The sequence below is a fragment of the Achromobacter sp. UMC46 genome, assembly GCF_014170335.1.
Lineage (GTDB): Bacteria > Pseudomonadota > Gammaproteobacteria > Burkholderiales > Burkholderiaceae_B > Achromobacter.
Map to the genome: position 1 here is coordinate 122147 of NZ_LZZS01000003.1, position 23679 is coordinate 145825.

18 protein-coding genes are annotated in these 23679 nt (G+C 65.0%); 7 read left to right on the plus strand and 11 right to left on the minus strand.

Features of this window, described 5'->3' with window-relative positions:
* Positions 1-96: 96 nt before the first annotated feature.
* Genes A9973_RS01015 through adeC form a run of 3 tightly spaced genes read left to right on the plus strand, consistent with a single transcriptional unit; the run spans position 97 to position 5941 of the window.
* Positions 97-1272, plus strand: a complete 1176-nt coding sequence (locus A9973_RS01015) for an efflux RND transporter periplasmic adaptor subunit (RefSeq protein WP_183012274.1) — start codon at positions 97-99, stop codon at positions 1270-1272.
* A 14-nt stretch (positions 1273-1286) separates the two neighbouring features.
* The gene (locus tag A9973_RS01020) at positions 1287-4466 is read left to right on the plus strand and encodes an efflux RND transporter permease subunit (RefSeq protein WP_183011923.1); all 3180 of its coding nucleotides are present in this window, start codon (positions 1287-1289) and stop codon (positions 4464-4466) included.
* Positions 4466-5941, plus strand: a complete 1476-nt coding sequence (gene adeC, locus A9973_RS01025) for an AdeC/AdeK/OprM family multidrug efflux complex outer membrane factor (protein ID WP_304503339.1) — start codon at positions 4466-4468, stop codon at positions 5939-5941. The genes A9973_RS01020 and adeC overlap by 1 nt, the downstream gene beginning before the upstream one ends.
* A 150-nt stretch (positions 5942-6091) precedes the next feature.
* Here adeC and A9973_RS01030 read toward each other — a convergent pair whose 3' ends face one another.
* Complete coding sequence (locus A9973_RS01030; protein ID WP_006227402.1) at positions 6092-6343, minus strand: GlsB/YeaQ/YmgE family stress response membrane protein; 252 nt, start codon at positions 6341-6343, stop codon at positions 6092-6094.
* A gap of 135 nt (positions 6344-6478) precedes the next feature.
* Entirely contained in the window at positions 6479-7093 is a 615-nt protein-coding gene (locus A9973_RS01035) for an SCO family protein (protein ID WP_088588383.1), read from the minus strand.
* A 284-nt stretch (positions 7094-7377) separates the two neighbouring features.
* Between A9973_RS01035 and A9973_RS01040 the strand changes: the two genes are divergently transcribed.
* Positions 7378-8118, plus strand: coding sequence for a bifunctional 2-polyprenyl-6-hydroxyphenol methylase/3-demethylubiquinol 3-O-methyltransferase UbiG (locus A9973_RS01040; protein ID WP_183012275.1), 741 nt, complete (start codon positions 7378-7380; stop codon positions 8116-8118).
* Positions 8119-8160: 42 nt separating this feature from the next.
* Here the strand turns inward: A9973_RS01040 and A9973_RS01045 are convergent, their stop codons facing one another.
* From A9973_RS01045 to A9973_RS01060, 4 genes are all read right to left on the minus strand, one after another.
* Positions 8161-10239, minus strand: coding sequence for a M3 family metallopeptidase (locus tag A9973_RS01045; protein WP_183011925.1), 2079 nt, complete (start codon positions 10237-10239; stop codon positions 8161-8163).
* A gap of 139 nt (positions 10240-10378) precedes the next feature.
* Positions 10379-11230 carry a bifunctional methylenetetrahydrofolate dehydrogenase/methenyltetrahydrofolate cyclohydrolase FolD gene (gene folD / locus A9973_RS01050; RefSeq protein ID WP_183011926.1) on the minus strand — a complete coding sequence of 284 codons (852 nt, stop codon included), beginning with the start codon at positions 11228-11230 and terminating at the stop codon, positions 10379-10381.
* Positions 11227-11853, minus strand: a complete 627-nt coding sequence (locus A9973_RS01055; RefSeq protein ID WP_183011927.1) for a response regulator transcription factor — start codon at positions 11851-11853, stop codon at positions 11227-11229. The genes folD and A9973_RS01055 overlap by 4 nt, the downstream gene beginning before the upstream one ends.
* Complete coding sequence (locus tag A9973_RS01060; protein ID WP_183011928.1) at positions 11850-13604, minus strand: PAS domain S-box protein; 1755 nt, start codon at positions 13602-13604, stop codon at positions 11850-11852. Before A9973_RS01060 ends, A9973_RS01055 begins: the two co-directional genes overlap by 4 nt.
* A gap of 349 nt (positions 13605-13953) precedes the next feature.
* Between A9973_RS01060 and aceE the strand changes: the two genes are divergently transcribed.
* The 3 genes from aceE to lpdA are packed head-to-tail and all read left to right on the plus strand — an operon-like array spanning position 13954 to position 20130.
* Complete coding sequence (aceE, locus tag A9973_RS01065) at positions 13954-16662, plus strand: pyruvate dehydrogenase (acetyl-transferring), homodimeric type (protein ID WP_183011929.1); 2709 nt, start codon at positions 13954-13956, stop codon at positions 16660-16662.
* A 12-nt stretch (positions 16663-16674) separates the two neighbouring features.
* On the plus strand, positions 16675-18336 hold the full coding sequence (gene aceF, locus A9973_RS01070) for a dihydrolipoyllysine-residue acetyltransferase (protein ID WP_183011930.1): 1662 nt from the start codon (positions 16675-16677) through the stop codon (positions 18334-18336).
* 12 nt (positions 18337-18348) lie between these two features.
* Positions 18349-20130: a dihydrolipoyl dehydrogenase gene (gene lpdA, locus A9973_RS01075; RefSeq protein ID WP_183011931.1), complete on the plus strand. Its 1782-nt coding sequence runs from the start codon at positions 18349-18351 to the stop codon at positions 20128-20130.
* Between the two features lie 146 nt (positions 20131-20276).
* Here lpdA and A9973_RS01080 read toward each other — a convergent pair whose 3' ends face one another.
* The 5 genes from A9973_RS01080 to A9973_RS01100 form a co-directional block, all read right to left on the minus strand.
* On the minus strand, positions 20277-20468 hold the full coding sequence (locus A9973_RS01080) for a putative motility protein (RefSeq protein ID WP_183011932.1): 192 nt from the start codon (positions 20466-20468) through the stop codon (positions 20277-20279).
* 143 nt (positions 20469-20611) lie between these two features.
* Positions 20612-21421, minus strand: coding sequence for a hypothetical protein (locus A9973_RS01085; protein ID WP_183011933.1), 810 nt, complete (start codon positions 21419-21421; stop codon positions 20612-20614).
* Between the two features lie 127 nt (positions 21422-21548).
* The gene (locus A9973_RS01090; protein WP_183011934.1) at positions 21549-22325 is read right to left on the minus strand and encodes a TylF/MycF/NovP-related O-methyltransferase; all 777 of its coding nucleotides are present in this window, start codon (positions 22323-22325) and stop codon (positions 21549-21551) included.
* Positions 22322-23134: a phytanoyl-CoA dioxygenase family protein gene (locus A9973_RS01095; RefSeq protein ID WP_183011935.1), complete on the minus strand. Its 813-nt coding sequence runs from the start codon at positions 23132-23134 to the stop codon at positions 22322-22324. Before A9973_RS01095 ends, A9973_RS01090 begins: the two co-directional genes overlap by 4 nt.
* A gap of 36 nt (positions 23135-23170) precedes the next feature.
* Positions 23171-23671 (minus strand): DapH/DapD/GlmU-related protein, encoded by a 501-nt coding sequence (locus tag A9973_RS01100; RefSeq protein ID WP_183011936.1) that lies wholly within the window; start codon positions 23669-23671, stop codon positions 23171-23173.
* Positions 23672-23679: the final 8 nt, after the last annotated feature.

Genomic DNA, 23679 nt, shown 5'->3' on the forward strand with positions numbered 1-23679 from the left:
AAAAAAAGCCCCCTCGGGGGCAGCAAGCTCGCCAAGGCGGGTGCGGCGTGGGGCCTCATTTTTTTTGGAATGCAATCTATGAACAAGAAAAGCGCTATGTGGCGCGGCGCGGCGATTGTCACGCTGACGGCATCGGCTCTCACCCTGGCCGCCTGCGGCAAGAAGCAGGACGCGCCGCAGGCGGGCAAGCCGCAAGTCTCGGTCGTGACCTTGACCACGCAGCCCGTTTCCCTGACCACCGAATTGCCGGGCCGCACGTCCGCATTCCGGGTCGCCGAAGTCCGGCCCCAGGTCAACGGCATCGTCCAGAAGCGCCTGTTCACCGAAGGCGGTGAAGTCAAGGCGGGCGAACAGCTCTATCAGATCGATCCCGCTCTCTACCAAGCCAGCGTCGACAGCCAGAAGGCCGCTCTGGCGCGCGCCCAGGCACAGCAGAAGACCGCCGCCTTGCTGGCCGAGCGGTACAAGCCGCTGGTGGCTACGCGCGCCGTCAGCCAGCAGACCTATGACAACGCCGTCGCGTCGCGCGACCAGGCCGCCGCCGACGTGATGTCGGCCAAGGCCGCGTTGGACACGGCCCGCATCAACCTGGTCTACACCAAGGTGCTGTCGCCAATTGACGGCATCATCGGCCGTTCCTCGGTGACCGAGGGGGCGTTGGTCACGGCCAACCAGACCGGCGCCTTGGCTGCGGTGCAGCAAATCGATCCGATCTACGTCGACGTGACGCAGTCCAGCGTCCAACTGCTGCGTTTGCAGGACGCGCTGGCCAGCGGCCAGTTGAAGAAGGCCGACGGCGAGCAGTCCGCGCTGGTCACGTTGACCCTGGAAGACGGTTCGCAATACAAGCAGACGGGCAAGCTCCAGTTCTCGGAAGTGACCGTGGACCAGGGCACCGGCTCGATCACGCTGCGCGCGGTGTTCCCGAACCCGGACCGCCGCCTCTTGCCCGGCATGTTCGTGCGTGCCCGCCTGGCTGACGGCGTGGCCGCCGACGGCCTGCTGGTGCCGCAACGCGGCGTCACGCGCAACCAGCGCGGCCTGCCGACGGCGCTGGTGGTCAACGCCAAGAACCAGGTCGAATTGCGTGAATTGAAGACCGACCGTGCCATTGGCGACAAGTGGCTGGTGACCGACGGCCTGGCCGCCGGCGACAAGGTCATCGTGGAAGGCCTGCAGATGGTGCGTCCGGGCGTCGAAGTCGTCGCCACCGAAGCGGGCGCCAAGGCGCAGCAGCCGCAAGCGGCGAACGCCGCGCCGGCCAAGCAGTAATCAGGGAGCCATGCATGGCAAAGTTTTTTATCGATAGGCCGGTTTTCGCCTGGGTGATCGCGATCGTGCTGATGATGGCCGGCGCGCTGTCCATCCTGCAATTGCCGGTCTCCCAATACCCCAACATCGCACCGCCGGCCATCGGCATCGCGGTGACCTACCCGGGCGCCTCCGCGCAGACCGTGCAGGACACCGTGGTGCAGGTGATCGAACAGCAGATGAACGGGCTGGACGGCTTGCAGTACATCTCGTCGGAAAGCAACTCCGACGGCAGCATGTCCATCACGCTGACCTTCAAGCAAGGCACCAATCCGGACACCGCGCAGGTGCAGGTGCAGAACAAGCTTGCGCTGGCGCAGCCGCTCTTGCCGCAGGAAGTGCAGCAGCAGGGCATCCGCGTCACCAAGGCCACGAAGAACTTCCTGATCGTGGCGGGCTTCGTGTCCACCGACGGCACGATGACCAAGGATGACTTGGCCGACTACGTCGCCTCGTACATCCAGGATCCCATCAGCCGCACGCAGGGCGTGGGCGACTTCCAGCTGTTCGGCTCGCAGTACGCGATGCGCATCTGGCTGGATCCCGCCAAGCTCGTCAATTACGGGCTGACCACGGTCGACGTGGTCGCGGCGATCAAGGAACAGAACGTGCAGGTGTCGTCCGGCCAGCTGGGCGGCCTGCCGTCCGTGCGCGGGCAGCAGCTGAACGCCACCATCATCGGGCCGTCGCGCCTGGAGAAGGCGGAAGACTTCGGCCGCATCCTGCTGAAGGTCAACGCCGACGGCTCGCAAGTGCGCCTGGGCGATGTTTCGCGCATCGAACTCGGCGGCCAGACCTACGCCATCGACAGCTTCTACAACGGCAAGCCCGCTTCGGGCCTGGCGATCAAGCTGGCGCCGGGCGCCAACGCCCTGGATACGGCGCAGGCGGTGCGCGACACTATCAACAACCTGAAGCCGTACTTCCCGCCGGGCATGGACGTCGTCTATCCGTACGACACGACGCCGTTCGTCAGCCTGTCGATCCATGAAGTGTTCAAGACGCTGGTCGAAGCCATCATCCTGGTCTTCCTGGTGATGTACCTGTTCCTGCAGAACTTCCGCGCCACCATCATCCCCACCCTGGCCGTGCCGGTGGTGCTGCTGGGTACGTTCGGCGTGCTGGCCGCGTTCGGCTATTCCATCAACACGTTGACGATGTTCGGCATGGTGCTGGCCATCGGCCTGCTGGTGGACGACGCCATCGTGGTGGTCGAGAACGTGGAGCGGGTGATGGCCGAAGAAGGCCTGACACCCAAACAGGCCACCCGCAAGTCCATGGGCCAGATCACCGGCGCGCTGATCGGCATCGCCATGGTGCTGGCCGCCGTGTTCATCCCGATGGCGTTCTTCGGCGGCTCCACGGGCGTGATCTACCGCCAGTTCTCGATCACCATCGTGTCTTCGATGGTGCTGTCGGTGCTGGTGGCAATCGTCTTCACGCCGGCCTTGTGCGCGACCTTGCTCAAACCCATCCCGAAGGGCCATCACGGCACGAAGCGGGGCTTTTTCGGCTGGTTCAACCGCGCGTTCGATCGCAGCAGCAACGGCTACGCCAACAGCGTGGCGCGCGGGCTCAACCGCACCAAGCGGCTGATGGTGGTGTACCTGGCGCTGGTCATCGCCATGGGCTGGCTGTTCACACGCATCCCGACGGCGTTCCTGCCTGCCGAAGACCAGGGCATCCTGTTCGCCCAGATCCAGACGCCGGCCGGCGCCACCGCGGAAGCCACGAAGGCCGTCATCGACGACGCCACGAAGTATCTGCTGACCGAAGAAAAGGATGCCGTGACCTCGGTGTTCGCGGTCAACGGCTTCAACTTCGGCGGCCGCGGCCAGAACGCGTCCATCCTGTTCATCAAGCTGCGCGACTGGGAAGAACGCGGCGACGCCAGCCTGAAGGCCGGCGCCGTGGCGGCGCGCGCCAACGCGCACTTCGCCAAGACCGAACGCCGCGCGCAACTGTTCGTGGTGCCGCCGCCGTCCGTGATGGAATTGGGCAACGTGACCGGTTTCGACTTCCAGCTGATGGACCGTGCCGGCGTGGGCCATGAAAAGCTGCTTGCCGCGCGCAACCAGCTGCTGGGCGAGGCCGCGAAAAGCCCGGTGCTGATCGGCGTGCGTCCCAACGGCATCGAAGACGCGCCGCAGTACCAGCTGGACATCGACCGCGAAAAAGCGCGCGCGCTGGGCGTGGCCGTGTCGGACATCAACAGCACGCTGGCCACCGCATGGGGATCGTCGTACGTCAACGACTTCATCGACCGCGGCCGCGTGAAGAAGGTGTTCGCGCAGGGCGAGGCGTCGTCGCGCATGCTGCCGGAAGACCTGAACAAATGGTATGTGCGCAACAACGCGGGCGACATGGTGCCGTTCTCGGCATTCGCGAAAGCGACGTGGAGCTTCGGCCCGCAGAAGCTGAACCGCTATAACGGCGTGCCGTCCTACAACATCCAGGGCCAGGCGGCGCCGGGCTACAGCTCGGGCGCGGCGATGGACGAAATGGAAAAGCTGGCGGCCAAGTTGCCGGTGGGCGTGGGTTTCGAATGGACGGGCCTGTCGTTCGAAGAACGCCTGTCGGGTTCGCAAGCGCCGGCGCTCTACGCCATTTCCCTGATCGTGGTGTTCCTGTGCCTGGCCGCGCTGTATGAAAGCTGGTCCATCCCCACCGCGGTCATGCTGGTGGTGCCGCTGGGGATCATCGGCGTGCTGCTGGCGACGTTGATGCGGGGGCTGTCCAACGACGTGTACTTCCAGGTGGGGCTGCTCACCACAGTGGGGCTGGCGGCCAAAAACGCCATCCTGATCGTGGAGTTCGCCAAGGAGCACTTCGAGGCCGGCGCCAGCCTGACGGAATCGGCGATCCATGCCGCCCGCCAACGTCTGCGTCCCATCCTGATGACGTCCCTGGCGTTCATCCTGGGCGTGACCCCGCTGGCGATCTCGACGGGCGCCGGTTCGGGCAGCCAGAACGCCATCGGCACGGGCGTGATCGGCGGCATGCTGACCGGCACGTTCCTGGCGATCTTCTTCGTCCCGGCCTTCTTCGTGATCATGCTGCGCTTGTTCAAGGTCAAGCGCATGAGCGAAAACCAAGACAAGCACGACGCGAGCGCCAACGGCTCGCAGGAAGTGTCCGCCGAAGGACAACCGTAATGAAATTCCAGATGAGAACTTTATTGTCTGTTTCCCTGGCGGCGGCCCTGGCGGGCTGCTCGCTGGCCCCGACCTACGAACGGCCGGATGCGCCGGTCGACGCCGCCTATCCCGCTGGCCCGGCCTACAAAGCCGACGGCTCGCAGGCGGCGCAAGGGATGTCCACGGCCGATATCGGCTGGCGCGATTTCTTCGGCGACCCGCTGCTGCAGCAGTTGATCGAACTGTCGCTGGCCAACAACCGCGACCTGCGCGTGGCGGCCTTGAACGTCGAGGCGGCGCGGGCGCAGTACCGCATCCAGCGTTCCGACCTGCTGCCTAGCGTCGGCATCGCGGGCCAGGAAACTGCCCAGCGCTCGCCGGCGGACCTGTCCGCCAGCGGCCGCGCGACGACCAGCCACAGCTATCAGGTGGGCGCCGCGGTGTCCTCGTGGGAACTGGACCTGTTCGGCCGTATCCGCAGCCTGAGCGACAAGGCGCTGGAATCCTACCTGGCGCTGGACGAGACCCGTACGGCGACCCAGCTGACGCTGATCGCCGAGGTGGCCAATGCCTATCTGACGCTGCGCGCCGACCAGGAGCTGCTGAGCCTGACACGCGACACGCTGAAGAGCCAGGAAGACTCCTTCAAGCTCACGCAGCAAAGCTATGACCAGGGCCTGTCCACGGCGCTGGACTTGAGCCAGGCCGAAGTGTCGCTGCGCACGGCCCAGCGCAACCTGTCGCAATACACGCGCCAGGCCGCGCAGGACCGCAACGCGCTGACGCTGCTGGTGGGCCAGCCCATGTCGCCCGAGATCACGGCGGCGCTGGACCAGGCCGTCAAGCTGGACGACGGCATGCTGCCGACCACGCTGCCGGCCGGCCTGCCGTCTGACCTGCTGGCCCGGCGCCCGGACATCCGCGCGGCCGAGCACCAGCTGAAGGGCGCCAACGCCAACATCGGCGCTGCGCGTGCGGCGTTCTTCCCGACCATCAGCCTGACGGGCCAGGCCGGGACCGCCAGCGCCAGCCTCGGCGGACTGTTCGAAGGCGGCTCCGGCGCCTGGAGCTTCGTGCCCCAGATCACCGTGCCGATCTTCGCGGGCGGTTCGCTGCTGGCGGGCCTGGACCTGGCGAAGGTGCAGAAGAACATCCAGGTGGCCCAGTACGAGAAGTCCATCCAGACGGGCTTCCGCGAAGTGGCGGACGCCTTGGCCGGCCGCGGCACGCTGGACGACCAGATCCAGGCGCAGCGCCTGCTGGTGAACGCCAACCAGCGCGCCTACGACGTGTCCGACCAGCGTTTCCGCCAAGGCATCGACGACTACCTGAGCGTGCTGGATTCGCAGCGTTCGCTGTACACCTCGCAGCAGGCGCTGGTGGACACGCGCCTGGCCCGGCTGTCCAATCTGGTGACCCTGTACAAGGTGCTGGGCGGCGGTTGGACCGAACGCACGGCCACGGCCCAGGCCACGCCGGCCAGCGGTTCGTAGGATGGGGGAAGCGCGAGAATCCGCACGCAAGAACATAGGTGCGCAGCGCGCGTAACCCATCAGGCGGCGGGTGCGTTGTGGCCGAACCTGGAAGAAAACGGGCCGATCAAAAGATCGGCCCGTTTTCATTGATGCTTGCCTAGCGGAACGTCAGGTTCGCTTCTTGGCGATCATGCCAACCACGAACAGCACGATGATGGCGCCCACGACCGATGCGATCCAGCCTGCGGGTTCGCCTTCCGCGTACCAGCCCATCGTCTGGCCCAGGAATCCGGCGACGACGGCGCCGACGATGCCCAGGATGGTGGTCATGATGATTCCCATGTTCTGATCACCGGGCATGATGGCCCGGGCGATCAGGCCCACGATGAACCCGACGATGATCATGATGATGAAGCTCATGCGCGTACTCCTTACTAGGGGAAAAGGGGCAATCTGCTGTGATGATACTCACGCTCCGAATCGCGCCGCTGTAACAACTGGTATGTGGCGCACGGCCGCAACATGTTGCGGCGCATCGTCGTTGCGCGCCCGCGGTCAGGAGGTCAGGTCGATCAGTTGGCGGACGTCTTTCGTCAGCGCTTCGATGCTGTCGGTGTCCGAGGCCAGCAGGCGCGCGCGGCCTTCTTTGTCGAAAATGTACACGCCGCGGCTGTGCGTCACTTCGTACATGTCGGCATCGTCGCCAGGGCGGGGTTTTTCGATCTGGTAGGCGACGCGATAGCGGCGGGCCAGGTCGGCGATCTGCTTTTCGTCGCCGGTCACGCCGATGGCGTTGTTGTTGAACGCGTTGACGTAGGCCTGCAGGATGTCGGGCGTGTCGCGGTGCGGATCCACGCTGACGAACAGGATGCGCACGTCCCGTGCCTTGTCGCCCAGGTTCTGCAGCACCGCCGTCAATTGCGCCATGGTGGTGGGGCAGATGTCCGGGCAACTGGCGTAGCCGAAAAACAGCAGTACCGTCTTGCCCTTGAGGTCGTCGCTGCTGACTGTCTTGCCGCCGGCGCCGGGCAGCGAGAATTTCAGGTCGGGCAGGTGGCCTTTGACGTTATAGAGCGTCCAATCGACATTCCGGTCGCCGCACGCGGCAAGCAAGACGCACAGGGCCAGCAGCAAGCCACGCCAGGCGCGGCCGGTAATGAGGTGTCGCATAAGTCCAGGGGCCGAAAGGTTGGTCGGGAAAAAGCCCGGCAAACCCGTTGATTCTACCTGCAAGCGCGGGGCGGGGCGGACCTGCGCAGGCCGCTTGCCAGGACCCGCAAGCACGCATCTTGTCCTGGCGCAAAGATCCGGCTCGTAGCGGGCGCGGCCCGACTTGTGAAGCTTTGTCTAGATATTGTTGGAGAACTGGCAAGATCGCCCCGGCGGGGCCTGCCGGCGCTCTACATTCGGAGCCTTGCCAGCGCAGCTGGCGCAGGGGGACTTCAAACGTGGACATGGCCGTGGGCACCGCCCTTCGTTACCCGTATTACCCGTATTACCCGGTGGTGGTGGACATTCTGCGTAGCCGCGAGGCCGACCGGGTGCTGGACGCGCCATGCGGGCTGGGCTGGCTGGGCGACACGCTGCCCGGCGTAAGCGGACGGCAAGTGGTGCTGGATGGGGTAGGGCTATGGCAGTTTCCGCCGGCAAGCGCCGGTTACTGTTCGGTGACCGAGCACGACCTGGAAACCCCGTTGACCGTGTCCGGACACTATGACGCGGCCGTCTGCTGCGAGGCCATCCACCTGCTGACCAATCCCGGGGTGCTGGTCCAGAGCCTGTACCGGGCGCTGCGTCCTGGCGGCACACTGATCATCACCACGCCGAACACCTGGTATTTCCGCTCGCGCCTGCAGTTCCTGATGCGAGGCTTCCATTCGGGATTCCGCCCCATGGTGGGCCGACAGCGGGGGGAGGACTACATCACCTACTTCCCGTGGAGCTTTCCGCAACTGCATCTGCTGCTGTCGCACTACGGGTTCGGGGACATCACGCTGCATGACGTCGAAGAGGTCAAGCCCAAGCGCGTGGTCGAGCATCTGCTGGCGGTGCCGTCGCGGCTGTACTACCGGCGGCAGCTCAAGCGTGCGGAATCCGATGAAATCCGCCAGTTCTGGAAGCAGGCGGGGTCGGACCAATCGGTGCATGGTCGTTGGCTGGTGGTGTCGGCGCGTAAACCGGCCGACGAAAAATAACGGCCCGCGCATGGCGGGCCGTCGTGGAGGCGGGCGCGGGGCTTAGTTGCCGCTCATGCCGCTATGGCGCAGCAGGGCGTCGATGCGGGGCGCGCGGCCGCGGAAGGCAGCGAACGATTCCGCAGCCGGGCGCGATCCGCCCACGGCCAGCACTTCGCGGCGGAAGCGCGCGCCGGTCTCGGGGTCCAGCGTGCCCAGGGCATTGCCGGGCTGCTTTTCCGCCTGTTTCGCCGCGGCTTCCTCGAACGCTTCGTACGCGTCGGCGGACAGCACTTCCGCCCACTTGTAGCTGTAATAGCCCGCGCCATAGCCGCCTGCGAACAGATGCGAAAACGCATGCGGCAAGCGATGCCAGGCCGGCGGGAACAGCACGGCCACTTCCTGGCGCACTTCCTGCAGCAGGGCCAGCACTTCGGTGATGGTGGCGCCGCGGGCGCGGTCATGCATCAGCATGTCGAACAGGGCGAACTCGATCTGGCGCACGGTCTGCATGCCGCTCTGATAATTGCGGGCGGCCACCAGGCGGTCGTAGAGCGCGCGCGGCAGGGCTTCGCCCGTGTCCACGTGGGCCGACAGCTTTTGCACCACCGCCCATTCCCAGCAGAAGTTCTCCATGAACTGCGAGGGCAGTTCAATGGCGTCCCATTCCACGCTGGCGAACGCCGCGGCGCCTGGCTCGTCGACTTCGGACAGCAGCGCATGCAGCGCGTGGCCGGTTTCGTGGAACAGCGTGATGACGTCGTCGTGGGTCAGCACGGCGGCGCGGTCGCCGTTGGGGCGCGAGAAATTGCAGGTCAGGTAGACCACGGGCGTCTGCACGCGGCCGGCCACGACGCGGCGCGTGCGCTCGCTGTCGACCCAGGCGCCGCTTTGCTTACCGGAGCGGGCATACAAGTCCAGGTACAGGTAGCCGATCAGGTCGCCTGCGGGGCTTTCCACGCGCACGCCGCGCGCATCGCTGTGCCACGTCGAGACGGGCGTTTCCGCCAAGCGCACGTCGAACAGCTTTTCGATCACTTCATACAGGCCCGCCAGCACGCGCGGTTCGGTGAAATACTGTTTCACCTCGTCTTCGGAATAGGCGTAGCGCGATTCGCGCAGGCGTTCCGAGGCAAAGGCCACGTCCCAGGGCTGCAGGCTGTCCAGGCCCAATTCGCCGGTGGCGTAGGCCGTCAGTTCGGCCAGGTCGCGTTGGGCGTAGGGCTTGGCGCGGCCGGCCAGGTCGCGCAGGAAGACGGTCACTTCGCTGGCGTCGCGGGCCATGCGGGTCTGCAGGCGCAGCGCGGCGAAGGTGCCCAGGCCCAGCAGGCCGGATTCCTCGGCGCGCAGGGACAGCAATTCTTCGATCAGCGGGGAATTGTCGAATTGGGCGTCGCCTTGCTCGGAGGCGACGGTGCCGTAGCCGCGGTACAGCGCTTCACGCAGCGAGCGGTCTTGCGCGTACTGCATGACGGGCAGGTAGCACGGCATCTTCAGCGTCAGCTTCCAGCCCGGCTTGCCGTCTTCGGCGGCGGCGGCGCGCGCGGCGGACAGGACATCGGCGGGAATGCCGGCAAGGCGAGCCTCGTCTTCCACCACCAGCGACCAGGCGTCAATCGAATCCAGCACGTTTTCCGAGAACTTCTGCGACGCCTGCGCTTCGCGGTCGGAGATCCGGGCGTAGCGCTCGCGGTCTTCGCCCTGCAGTTCGACGCCGCTCAAGCGGAAGTCGCGCAGCGCCATGTCGACGATGCGGCGGCGCACGGGCGCCCACGCCGCGAAATCGGGGGCGGCGGCCAGGCGCTGGTACTGCTTGTACAGGCCTTCGTGCAAACCGACCCAGGTCGAGAATTCGGTGATCAGCGGCAGGGCCGCGTTATAGGCTTCGCGCAGTTCGGGCGTGTTGACGACCGCGTTCAGGTGGCCGGCCACCGACCACGCGCGCCACAGGCGTTCGGAGGCGGTGTCCAGCGGTTCCACCACCGCTTCCCAGGTGGGCGCCAGGGCGGCATCGGCCGCGTGGTCGACGGCTTTGCGGGCGATGCCCAGCAATTCCTCGATGGCGGGCACGATATGGCCGGGCTTGACGGCCGCATAGTCGACCAGGTCGGAGACGGGAGCGAGCAGGGGGTTCTGGGTCATGGTGTTACCGGCGTGGTCAATGGCGGGCGGCGCGCGGGGCATGCACCCGGGCGCCGGCGGAGTTCATAGGGATCAGGTAAGGGCGATCCGCCCGAATGCAAGGGCGGACCCGGGCGATTCGCCCGGGCCGCAAGGCGGGTCAGGCGGCAGCCCGTTCCGCGGCTTCAACCGTATTGACCAGCAGCATGGCGATGGTCATGGGGCCCACGCCGCCGGGGACGGGGGTGATGGCGCCGGCTACGTCGCGGGCGGAAGCGAAGTCCACGTCGCCGCACAGCTTGCCGTCGTCGCCGCGGTTGATGCCCACGTCGATGACCACGGCGCCGGGCTTGATCATCGAGCCGTCGATCATGCCGGGCTTGCCGGTGGCCACCACCAGGACGTCGGCGCGGCGGGTCTGGGCCGCCAGGTCGCGCGTCTTGGAGTTGCAGATCGTGATGGTGGCGCCGGCGGCGAGCAGCAGCATGGCCATCGGCTTGCCGACGATGTTGCTGGCGCCGACGATCACGGCTTCAGCGCCGCGCAGGGCCACGCCTTCGGATTCCAGCATCTTCATCACGCCGTAGGGCGTGCAGGGGCGGAACAGCGGCTGGCCGGTCATGAGCAGGCCGGCGTTGCTGATATGGAACCCGTCCACGTCCTTCTCGGCCGCGATGGCTTCGATGACCTTGTGGGAATCCATATGCTTGGGCAGGGGCAGCTGCACCAGGATGCCGTGGATCGCCGGGTCCTGGTTCAGGACGGCGATGCGGGCCAGCAGTTCGGCCTCGGTCATCTCGGCCGGGTACTGTTCCTTGACGGAATGCAGGCCGGCTTTCTCGCAGGCGGCAACCTTGTTGCGCACGTACACCTGGGACGCGGGGTCCGCGCCCACCAGCACCACGGCCAGGCCGGGGCGGGTTCCCTTGGCCGCCAGGGCGGCTACGCGCTGGGCGACTTCTTCGCGAATGCGCAGCGACAGTGCTGCGCCATCGATAACTCTTGCGGTCATGCGTGTGCCTCGGGTTTGGCCAAGGCCACTTTCATCAAATCAGCAACGGTAGTCACTTCCAGTTTTTCCATGATGTTGGCGCGGTGCGCCTCGACGGTCTTGATGCTGATGCCCAGGTCGTCGGCGATCTGCTTGTTCAAGCGGCCGGCGACGATGCGCTCCAACACCTGCTGCTCGCGCGCGGTCAGGCGCGCCAGCATGGCTTCGTGATCCTTCTGGGCCTGGTGCTTGCTGACGCGTTGCGTGGCCTGTTCCAGCATGCGCGCGACGATCTCGCGCAGGTCGGACTCGTTGAAGGGCTTTTCCAGGAAGTCGACCGCGCCTTTCTTCATCGTGGACACGGCCATGGGCACGTCGCCGTGGCCGGTGATGAACACGACGGGCAGCGGCGCGTTGCGGGCGATCAGCTGTTCCTGGAGTTCCAGGCCGCTCATGCCGGGCATGCGCACGTCGGCGATCAGCACGCCGATCTGGCTGGCGTCGTAGTCTTCCAGGAAGGATTCTCCACTGGCATAGGCGCGAACGCGGTAGCCATTGGCTTCCAGCAGCCAGCGCAACGAATCGCGGACCGCTTCGTCGTCGTCAACAATGAATACCGTGCTCGACAGGTGGGGCGTGTTCATGCGTGCAACTCCTCGGACTGATCATTCTGGGCCTGCGTCTGGGACGCAGCGCAGGGCAGGGTAAAGCGGAAAATAGTACCGCCGGCGGGGTTGGGGTCCGCCCACAGGCGGCCGTGGTGCGATTCGATAATGGTACGGCAGATATTCAGCCCCATGCCCAGGCCTTGGGACTTGGTGCTGAAGAAGGGTTCGAACAGGCGCTCGGGCTCGGCCAGGCCGTGGCCGCGGTCCACCACGGCGACTTCGATGTGCTGCTCGTGCAGGATGACCGCCACCTTGAGCTCGTCGGACTCGCTCTTTTCCATGGCTTCCAGCCCGTTCTTCAGCAGGTTCAGCAGCACCTGCTCGATCAGGATCGGGTCGGCCAGCACGTCCGGCGCGTTCGACGGCACGAAGCTGTCGATGCGGATGCGGCGCTTGCGGGCGTCAATTTCGGCAAAACCGATGGCATTGTCGACAATGCGGCCGATGGCCACGCGCTGGCGGCGCGGTTCGCTGCGCTTCACGAATTCGCGGATGCGGCTGATGATTTTGCCGGCGCGCTCGGCCTGCGCCGCGGCCTTTTCCAGCGCGGGCAGCAGCATGTTGGGGCTGGTGTGGCCCGCCTTGACCAGCGCGACGGCGCCCATGCTGTAGTTGGCGATGGCGGTCAGCGGCTGGTTCAGTTCGTGCGCCAGCGACGAGGCCATTTCGCCCATTGTCGTCAGGCGGCTGGTCAGCTGGATCTTTTCCTGCTGCAGGCGGGAGGCCTCTTCGTGGCCGCGGCGTTCGGTGATGTCGCGCGCCACCTGCATGCGCACGCGGCGCCCGTCGGTCCAGGCCAGCATCCGGTGGTGCACTTCAAACCAGCGCTGCACGGAAGGCGCGAACACTTCGACCGATTCGTCGGTGAAGCGGCCGCGGCGGCCGGCCAGCAATTCGTCGTGGCCGCCCGTCTGCGCGCCGAATACGCGGCGGTAGGTGCGGTTGGCGAACAGCAGTTCCAGACCGTCGTGGGTATCTGCCGTCACCGAAATGGCGTCGTCCAGGCCTTCCAGCACCGTCATGAAGCGCTCGTGCGCGGCCGTCAGGGCTTCGCGGATGCGCTTGGGCTCGGTGATGTCCGTCATGGACGTCATCCAGCCGATCTGGTTGCCGTTGGGGTCCAGCAGGGGCGACACGTACATGCGCGCCGTGAAGCGTGAGCCGTCGCGGCGCTGCGCTTCGACTTCCAGGCCGCTGCTGGGCGTCTTGCCGGACATCAGCACGTCCAGCGTGTGCTGATGCTGTTCGTGGCGGCCGGGCACCCAGTAGGGGAAGGGCGGGCTGCGGCCGATCAGGTCGGCCTCGTTCCAGCCGATCATGCGGCAGAACGCCGGGTTCACATAGGCGATGCGGCCTTCCATGTCCAGCACGCGCATGCCGGTGGACATGGAGTTCTCCATGGCGCGCCGGAATCCGGTTTCGGCGATCAGGGCGGCCTCGGCGGCGGAACGGAAGCGCGTGTAGCGCCACAGCATCAGCAAGCTGATGACGATCACGCAGGACAGGGCCAGCACTACCCAGATCAGGCGTTGCTGACGCATTTCCTGGTCGATCGTGACAAACATGACGCTGTCGTCATGAATGCGTTGCAACCAGAAGAACACGGCCATCACACAGATGTACAGGATCAGCACCATGGCGGGCGTGACCCAGTACACGCCGCGGCGGCGAGTGCGGGCGTGATCGTGGAAAGGCGTAGGGATATTGGACTTGGGCGCGCTGGACATGGAATTCGGGCCAGATAGACCGCGCATTTTAGTGCGGGTTGGCAGGGAATTGCCGGGAATCGGCCCCTGCTTTTAGCGTAAGCCTAAAAAAGTGCAGTCGGGAGGTGTTCAGCTTGCATTCATGATTCCGCATTATGAAATGCCGTACCGCAACATGAAATTTTCCTTGCGAGCGGTTAATCTTCTTTCTTAGAATGCCGGCTGATAGGGAACCGACCCAAAGCAGGTCTCTAGAAAAACACCCCGACCCATGCCTGACATGGTAGCCCGGATGATCCCGGCTACCATGCAGAGTCCGCGAGTAGATAAGCGGGTGTGGTCACGAACGAACCCCAACAGGAGACACACGATGTCCTCTTTCGCCCAGGCTGGCGCCCCGCAGGCTGCCAACGACGAAGACACCCTTGAAACCCAGGAGTGGCTCGAAGCCCTGGCGGCAGTCCTTGATCGCGAAGGGCCGCAGCGCGCGCACTACCTGCTGGAACGCCTGATCGACGAAGCCCGTCGCTCCGGCGCCCACATCCCGTTCTCGCCGAATACCGCTTACGTCAACACGATTCCCCCGGGCCTGGAGCCCGCGCATCCGGGCAACCTGGAGCTGGAATCGCGCATCCGTTCGTACGTGCGCTGGAACGCCATGGCCATGGTCGTTCGCGCCAACAAGCACAATCCGCCCGACGGCGGCGACCTGGGCGGCCACATCGCGTCGTTCGCTTCGCTGGCCACCATGATCGGCTGCGGCCAGAACCACTTCTGGCACGCTGAAGACGAAGGCCACGGCGGCGACCTGGTCTATTTCCAGGGCCACACGTCCCCCGGCATGTACGGCCGCGCCTATCTTGAAGGCCGCCTGACCGAAGACCAGTTGAACCACTTCCGCCAGGAAGTGGACGGCAAGGGCCTGTCGTCCTACCCGCACCCGAAGCTGATGCCGGATTTCTGGCAATTCCCGACGGTGTCGATGGGCCTGGGCCCGCTGATGGCCATTTACCAGGCCCGCTTCCTGAAGTACCTGCACGCCCGCGGCATCGCCGACACCAGCAACCGCAAGGTCTGGGTGTTCTGCGGCGACGGCGAAATGGACGAACCCGAATCGCTGGGCGCGATCGCCCTGGCGGCGCGTGAAAAGCTCGACAACCTGATCTTCGTAGTGAACTGCAACCTGCAGCGCCTGGACGGCCCGGTGCGCGGCAACGGCAAGATCATCCAGGAACTGGAAGGCGACTTCCGCGGTTCGGGCTGGAACGTCATCAAGCTGATCTGGGGCGGCTACTGGGATCCGCTGCTGGCGCACGACAAGGAAGGCATCCTGCGCCAGATCATGGAAGACACCGTGGACGGCGAGTACCAGGCGTACAAGGCCAACGACGGCAAGTTCGTCCGCGAGCACTTCTTCGGCAAGCACCCGAAGCTGCTGGAAGCCGTGTCGCGCATGAGCGACGAGGACATCTGGCGCCTGAACCGTGGCGGCCACGACCCCCACAAGGTGTACGCCGCGTTCGACGCCGCGACCAGCCACACCGGCCAACCCACCGTCATCCTGGCCAAGACCATCAAGGGCTACGGCATGGGCCACGTGGGCCAGGCCAAGAACCCGACGCACCAGCAGAAGAAGCTGGAGCTGGAATCGATCCGCGAATTCCGCGACCGTTTCGGCATCCCGATCCCCGACGACCAGTTGGCGGACCTGCCGTACTTCAAGCCGGCCGAAGACTCGCCGGAAATGAAGTACCTGCACGAGCGCCGCGCCGAGCTGGGCGGCTACCTGCCGCGCCGCCGCGCGAAGGCCGACGAGCAGCTGAAGGCGCCCGCGCTGGACGCGTTCAAGGCCGTGCTCGAGCCCACCGCCGAAGGCCGCGAGATCTCGACCACCCAAGCCTTCGTGCGCATCCTGAACCAGGTGCTGCGCGACAAGGAACTGGGCCCGCGCGTCGTGCCGATCCTGGCCGACGAATCGCGCACGTTCGGTATGGAGGGCCTGTTCCGCCAGATCGGCATCTACGCGCCGGAAGGCCAGAAGTACACCCCGGTCGATAAGGACCAGGTGATGTACTACAAGGAAGCGGCCGACGGCCAGCTCCTGCAGGAAGGCATCAACGAAGCGGGTGCAATGAGCTCGTGGATCGCGGCGGCCACGTCGTACTCCTCGAACAACCGCATCATGATCCCGTTCTTCATCTACTACTCGATGTTCGGGTTCCAGCGCATCGGCGACCTGGCCTGGGCAGCGGGCGACATGCAGGCGCGCGGCTTCCTGCTGGGCGGCACCGCCGGCCGCACGACGTTGAACGGCGAAGGCCTGCAGCACGAAGACGGCCACAGCCACATCCTGGCGTCCACCATCCCGAACTGCGTGTCCTACGACCCGACGTTCGGCCATGAACTGGCCGTGATCATCCAGCATGGCCTGAAGCGCATGGTGGAAAACCAGGAAAACGTCTATTACTACCTGACGGTGATGAACGAGAACTACCCGCAGCCGGGTCTGACCCAGGGCGACGAGGAAGGCATCATCAAGGGCATGTACAAGCTGAAGTCGCACGGCAAGGGCAAGAACCGCGTGCAGCTGATGGGTTCGGGCACGATCCTGCGCGAAGTCATGGCTGCGCAAGACCTGCTGGCCGCCGACTGGGATGTCGCTTCGGATATCTGGAGCGTCACCAGCTTCACCGAACTGCGCCGCAACGGCCTGGACGTCGAACGCCACAACATGCTGCACCCCGACGAGAAGAAGCCGCAAGTGGCTTACGTCACGGAACAGCTGGCCAAGACGGAAGGCCCGATCATCGCGTCGACCGACTACATGAAGCTCTTTGCGGACCAGATCCGTCCGTTCGTGCCCAAGGGCCGCGAATACAAAGTGCTGGGCACCGATGGTTTCGGCCGCTCGGATTTCCGCTCGAAGCTGCGCGAGCACTTCGAAGTGGACCGCCACTTCGTCGTCGTCGCCGCGCTGCGTGCGTTGGCCGACGAAGGCAAGGTGCCGGTTGCCAAGGTGGCCGAAGCCATCAAGAAGTACGGCATCAATCCGAACAAAGCCAACCCGCAATACGCCTGAGGGTAAAGAGACATGAGCATCGTGCAAATCAAGGTTCCGGACATCGGCGACTTCAAGGAAGTGGAAGTCATTGAGGTGCTGGTGGCGGTGGGCGATACGATCAAGGCCGAACAAAGCCTGATCACGGTCGAATCCGACAAGGCCTCGATGGAAATCCCCGCGTCGCAAGGCGGCGTGGTGAAGTCCATCACCGTAAAGGTCGGCGACAAGGTCGCCGAAGGCGCGGTTGTGCTGGAAGTGGAGGCGGAAGCCGCCGCCGCCCCGGCCGCCAAGGAAGAGGCTCCCAAGGCCGCCGCGAAGGAAGCGCCGAAGCAGGCCGCCGCCGCCGCGCCGGCAGCGAAGGCCGAGGCAGCCGCCCCGGCCGCCGCAAGCGGCCCGATCGGCATCGAAGTGCCCGACATCGGCGACTTCAAGGAAGTGGAAGTCATCGAGATCATGGTCGCCGTCGGCGACACGATCAAGGCCGAGCAAAGCCTGATCACCGTCGAATCCGATAAGGCGTCGATGGAGATTCCGGCCTCGCAAGGCGGCGTGGTCAAGGAAGTGAAGGTCAAGGTCGGCGACAAGGTCGCCAAGGGTTCGGTCGTGGTCGTGGTGGAAGGCGCCGCCCCGGCGGCTGCTGCCGCTGCGCCGGCTGCCAAGGCCGAAGCCGCCGCGCCCGCCGCCGCCAAGGCTGAAGCGCCTGCCGCGCAAGCCCCGGCGGCTTCCGAATCGCGTCCGGCGCCTGCCGCCGCGCTGGAAGACCCCAACCTGAAGCCCGGCCAGCTGCCACACGCCTCTCCGTCGGTGCGCAAGTTCGCCCGCGAACTGGGCGTGAACCTGAGCAAGGTCAAGGGTTCGGGTCCGAAGGAACGCATCACCGCCGAAGACGTGCGCGGCTTCGTCAAGCAGGCGCTGGCCGCTGGTCCCGCCGCCGCCAGCGGCTCGGGCGATGGCGCGGCCCTTGGCCTGTTGCCGTGGCCGAAGGTCGACTTCACCAAGTTTGGTCCGATCGAAGCCAAGCCCTTGTCGCGCATCAAGAAGATCTCGGGCGCGAACCTGCACCGCAACTGGGTCATGATCCCGCACGTCACCAACAACGACGAAGCGGACATCACCGACCTGGAAGCGCTGCGCGTCACGCTGAACAAGGAAAACGAGAAGTCGGGCGTCAAGGTCACGATGCTGGCCTTCCTGATCAAGGCCGTGGTCGCGGCCCTGAAGAAGTTCCCCGAGTTCAACGCGTCGCTGGACGGCGACAACCTGGTGCTCAAGCAGTACTACCACGTCGGCTTCGCCGCCGACACGCCCAACGGGCTGGTGGTACCGGTGATCCGCGACGCCGACAAGAAGGGCATCCTGCAGATCGCGCAGGAAATGACCGAGCTGTCCAAGAAAGCGCGCGACGGCAAGATCTCGCCCGCGGAAATGCAGGGCGGCTGCTTCTCGATCTCGTCCCTGGGCGGCATCGGCGGCACGTCGTTCACGCCGATCATCAACGCGCCTGAAGTGGCCATCCTGGGCGTGTCGCGTTCGTCGCACAAGCCGGTTTGGGACGGCAAGCAGTTCGTGCCGCGCCTGATCGTGCCGCTGTCGCTGTCGTACGACCACCGCGTCATCGACGGCGCTTCCGCTGCCCGCTTCAACGCCTATCTGGGCGCCTTGCTGGCCGACTTCCGCCGCATCGCGCTGTAAACGGGGAGCCCTATGAGCAATACCGTTCAAATCAAAGTGCCGGACATCGGCGACTTCAAGGAAGTGGAAGTCATCGAAGTGCTGGTGGCCGTGGGCGACACGATCAAGGCCGAACAAAGCCTGATCACGGTCGAATCCGACAAGGCCTCGATGGAGATCCCCGCGTCGCAAGGCGGCGTGGTGAAGTCCATCGCGGTGAAGGTCGGCGACAAGGTCGCCGAAGGCGCGGTCGTGCTGGAAGTGGAAGCGGGTGGCGAATCTGCCGCGGCGCCCGCCAAGGAAGCCCCCAAGGCTGCCGAGGCCCCCAAGCAAGCCGCCGCCGCACCGGCGCCGGCCGCCAAGGCCGCCGCACCTGCCGCCGCCAGTTTCAAGGGTTCGGCCGACGGCGAATACGACATGCTGGTGCTGGGCGCGGGCCCTGGCGGCTACTCCGCCGCCTTCCGCGCTGCCGACCTTGGCCTGTCCGTGGTGCTGGTCGAACGCTACGAAACGCTTGGCGGCGTGTGCCTGAACGTGGGCTGCATTCCGTCCAAGGCGCTGCTGCACAACGCGGCGGTCATCGACGAGGCCCGCGAGCTGGCTGCCCATGGCATCAGCTTCGGCGAGCCCAAGATCGATCTGGACAAGCTGCGCGGCTACAAGGACAGCGTGGTCGCCAAGCTGACCGGCGGTCTGGCCGGCATGGCCAAGGCTCGCAAAGTCACCGTGGTGACGGGCGTAGGCGAATTCGCCGATGCCAACCACCTGACCGTGACGTCGGCCGACGGCAAGAGCCAGACGCTGCGCTTCAAGCAAGCCATCATCGCCGCCGGCAGCCAGTCGGTGAAGCTGCCGTTCATGCCCAAGGACGATCGCGTCGTCGACTCCACCGGCGCATTGCTGCTGCGTGAAGTGCCGAAGAAGATGCTGATCGTGGGTGGCGGCATCATCGGCCTGGAAATGGGTACGGTGTATTCCACGCTGGGCGCACGCCTGGACGTCGTGGAAATGCTGGACGGCCTGATGCAGGGCGCCGACCGCGACCTGGTCAAGGTATGGCAGAAGAAGAACGCCTACCGCTTCGACAACATCATGTTGAAGACCAAGACGGTGGGCGCGGAAGCCAAGAAGGACGGCATCTACGTCACCTTCGAAGGCGAGGGCGCGCCCAAGGAACCGCAACGCTACGACCTGGTGCTGCAAGCCGTGGGCCGCAGCCCCAACGGCAAGAAGATCGGCGCCGATCGCGCCGGCATCGCCGTGACCGACCGCGGATTCATCGAGGTCGATCGCCAGATGCGCACCAACGTGCCGCACATCTACGCCATTGGCGACATCGTCGGCCAGCCGATGCTGGCCCACAAGGCCGTGCACGAAGGCCACGTGGCAGCGGAAGCCGCCGCCGGCCAGAAGTCGTTCTTCGACGCGCGCGTCATCCCGTCGGTGGCCTACACCGATCCGGAAGTGGCATGGGTCGGCCTGACCGAAGACGAAGCCAAGAAGCAGGGCATCAAGATCGAGAAGGGCGTGTTCCCCTGGGCCGCGTCCGGCCGCGCCATCGCCAATGGTCGCGACGAGGGCTTCACCAAGCTGATTTTCGACGCGGAAACGCATCGCATCCTGGGCGGCAGCATCGTGGGCACCCACGCTGGCGACCTGATCAGCGAACTGGCCCTGGCCGTTGAAATGGGCGCCGACGTCGTCGACATCGCCAAGACCATCCACCCGCACCCGACGCTGGGTGAATCGGTGGGCATGGCGGCCGAAGTGGCCGAAGGCGTCTGCACGGACTTGCCGCCGATGAAGAAGAAGTAATTGCCGGTGGGGCGGCTTGCCGCCTCACGCGAGTCATGCAACGGCAAACAAAAAGCGCCGGCCCTGTTCAGGGTCCGGCGCTTTTTTTCGGTTGGCCGCGCGCGTGGGCGGCGCCGCTGGAACTAATTCGTGCTTAAGCGTGCGCGTCAGGCGTGGGTATTGATGCGCGAACCCAGTTGGCTGTCGATCGCCATCGGGGCCACGGATTGCATCAGCGTCGCGACGGTGTCGGCTTGCGCGTTCAGCGCCTTCTTCAATACGGTGGCTTGGACTTCCTGAACCACATTCGCGTCCTTCAAAGCCAGCGCGGTGTTGACGGTGTTGTTGATGGAATCCATGGTCGCAGGGTCCTTAAAAGTAAGGCAGGGCGTGAGCCCGAAGTGTTCGCATTATTGCGTACATTTTCAGTTTGCTGCAAACGATTGTCGTGCCCCCACGTGGCGGACGTATGACATACCGGGCAACTGTCCCAGGCAACTGCCTAGGGCCGTGCCGGGCATTCCTTCACAACGTTCCAGCCATGGTTCGGCCCGCAGAATTGATCACGGGCTGCCCAGGCGCAATCGGGGCGGTCAAAGAAGCCCAACGCTGCACATTGGGCTAATTCGGCTTGCAGGGCCTTGACCCACGCCATCGGGTCCTGCGCAGGAATTTCGGTGATACGCAATGTCGAATGCGGGCCGCTTGAGGCAGGCGGCGTGGTATCTCCGGCGTTGGAGGGCGGCAGGGGCGCTGGGGTTTCCGGACGCGACGCAGGCGGTTCAACAACCGACTTCGATGGCGCCACCGGCACAATCGGCGCCGGTGGTGCCAACGCATCCGCCTCCCAATCGCTCGGTGACTCCTGGGTCGGCACTGTGGTCGGAGGCCTCAGCGGCACGCGGACCGGGCTGGCCGCAGTGGCGCCGGTAATCCCGTTGTTCGGAGCATTCCACGACACGACCAGCAGCACCAGCGCGCCGTAGATGGCCAGGGTGTAGAGCACCGTCAACGTCGCCGACCCCACGCGCCGTCCCGTGATCCGGGGCGCATCATCACGGCCCAGCAAGCGGCGCCAGCCGACCAGGGCCGCACCCGGCGCCGAAATCAGCCACCAGCATAGACGCCGCACCCCGCCGGGTTCAGGGGCCGGCGGCGGCAAGGTGGCGTGTACCTGGGCCGCCAACAATTCGCGCAATGCGCGGTTCTCTTCGCGCAGACGCAACGTCTGCGCATCGACCGGCGCCTGATCATCGAGATCCGTATTGCTGTCGTGCTGCGTAGCGAGTGGATCGGGGGGCGTGGCGGTCATGGTTTGAAAAATATAGATACAAAAGCGTGCGGCCGCAATTATGACGTAAGCAGAGGGCGCCTCAAAAGGGGAATAGAACGGGAAAAGGGTGGCTTGGCTGGGATTCGGGGCGGAGGGCCGGCCAGGCTCACTCGAGGATGGCGTAGCTGACGTGGGGTTCGTAGGTGAACCGTTGAATCCGCAGCTTATTCAGACCCAGTTTTTCCATGACGGCCAGCGTCTCGCCCGGCCAGGTGCGGTTGTTCAATTCATCGAAGACGATGACAGCGCCCTTCGGCATGCGCGGCACGAAGTGTTCCAGGCAAACCTTGGTCGGCTCATACAAGTCCAGGTCCAGGTGCAACAGCGATACAACCGTCTGCGGCTCGCGCGCCAGATAGCGAGGCACGCTTTCTGCCACATCGCCCTTTACCAATTCAACTTTCTGGATATGCCCGATGAACCGGTTCGCGTCGAATAATTCGATAGCGCGTTGCAGGTCGCCGTAGCTGTCGGCTTCATACCCGTTGACGCGGCGCTCGGTCGTCTGGATCACGGCGTGCTGGTCCTGCTCGGAAATTCCTGAAAAACCCGAGAACGTATCGAAGCCGACGATGCGCCGTTGCAGGTTGACGGGTTCAAGCGTGGCGCTCAACTGTGCAAACGTCATCAGGCCGCCACCCCAGTTCACGCCGCATTCCATGATGTCACCCTGCACATGCAGCGCCATCTTGAAGAGTTCGGACAAGCAAAGGAAGCGCGCGATGCTTTGGCGGGGAACGAAGCAGGGGAAGTTCTCCAGCTTCTCGACGGCGCTGCCGCGCGCTGCGGCAAACAGATCGCCCAGTTCGGCACGGTAGTTGACTTCGCGGCTCGTGCTGCGGCCGTCCTGGCGAAAGCGGGAGGGGTCGGTAGTGTCGTTCATGCGGCTGCGTTCTCGGATTCTTGCTCGCGGCGTTGCTGGGCGTTGTGGCCCAGATAGTCCACGTAAAAGATGTTGGTGCGGTCGCCAGTGGGAAAGCGCTGGCGGCGATACTCCGCATCGGCCAGGTCGGTGATGCGCAGTTGTGTGGTCCAGCGGATCTGTTGACCCAGGTTGGGGGTGCTGCGATGCAGGAGCATCTGTTTGAAAATGACGATGTCGCCGCGTTCAGCCGCAATCGTTTCAGGCGTCTCGGTGACTTCGGCGTCCAGGCTCAGGTCGCGTTGCAAGAACGGCACATACGGCGCAATCACTTTGTCGCTGATGCGCTTGAAGGGGTAGAGGCCGCGCTTGTGGCTGCCAGGTATGACCTGGATGGTGCCAGACGCCAGATTGACGTCTTGGAACGGAATCCACAACGTGACGGCATTTTCCGACCCCAGCAGGTAGAGTGAATCCTGGTGCCAGGCGAACAGGTGACGCGAGTCTGCCGGCTTGTCCAGGCGCATGTTGCAGCACCCCATCAATGAGGGATGCGCCAGGCCCAGCTCGCGGCACAGGTCATGGACGGCCGGGCTGCCCGACATCCGAGACAGGGCGGGCAGGTACTTCAGGCGGTCATACAACAAGGATTGCGTGGCCGGCTCTAGCTCGTATTGGCCGAAGTTGCGCGGGTTGAATTGCGGACCGACGATGCGCTGGCCCAATTCGGCCAGCTGCGTTTCCAGCTCGATGAGTTCGCCGTGCTTCCAAAAGTCCTTCAGGACGAGGTAGCCGTCTTCTTCAAAGCGTTCCCGCTGCGTGGTGCTCATGATGTCCCTACTATTGTCTCGTTGATTCAGGCGACTTCAGGCGCCCGTTTCTTCACGCCGGCCCAGCACCTTCATCGGGTTGCCGCCCTGTATCGAAAACGCAGCTACCTCGCCGCGCACGACGGAGCCCGCAGCAATCACGCATCCTTCCCGCAGGATGGCGCCGTCAAGCAGCACGCAGTTGGCGCCGATCCAGACGTCGTCTTCAATCACGATGCCGCCTTTACTTGGCCGGAACCCTTGTTCGCGGATTGTCAGGTCACGGCGGCGGAATTCATGATTCGCGGGGGCGAACGTGCAATTCGCGGCAACCGCTACCCGCGCACCCATGCGGATGCCGTTTCCGGTGTAGAGTACGCAGCCTGAATTGATCACGCATTCCGGGCCGATCTCGACATCGCCCGACCCGCCGGCAGGCTTGATCTTCACGAAGGCATCTACGACAGCCTTCGGGCCGATCACAATGCGCGTGCCGCGCGTGGAGTCTTCAATATCGGCCAGTGGCGACACGCGTGCGGTGGGGTCGATCAGGATCATGGCGTTAG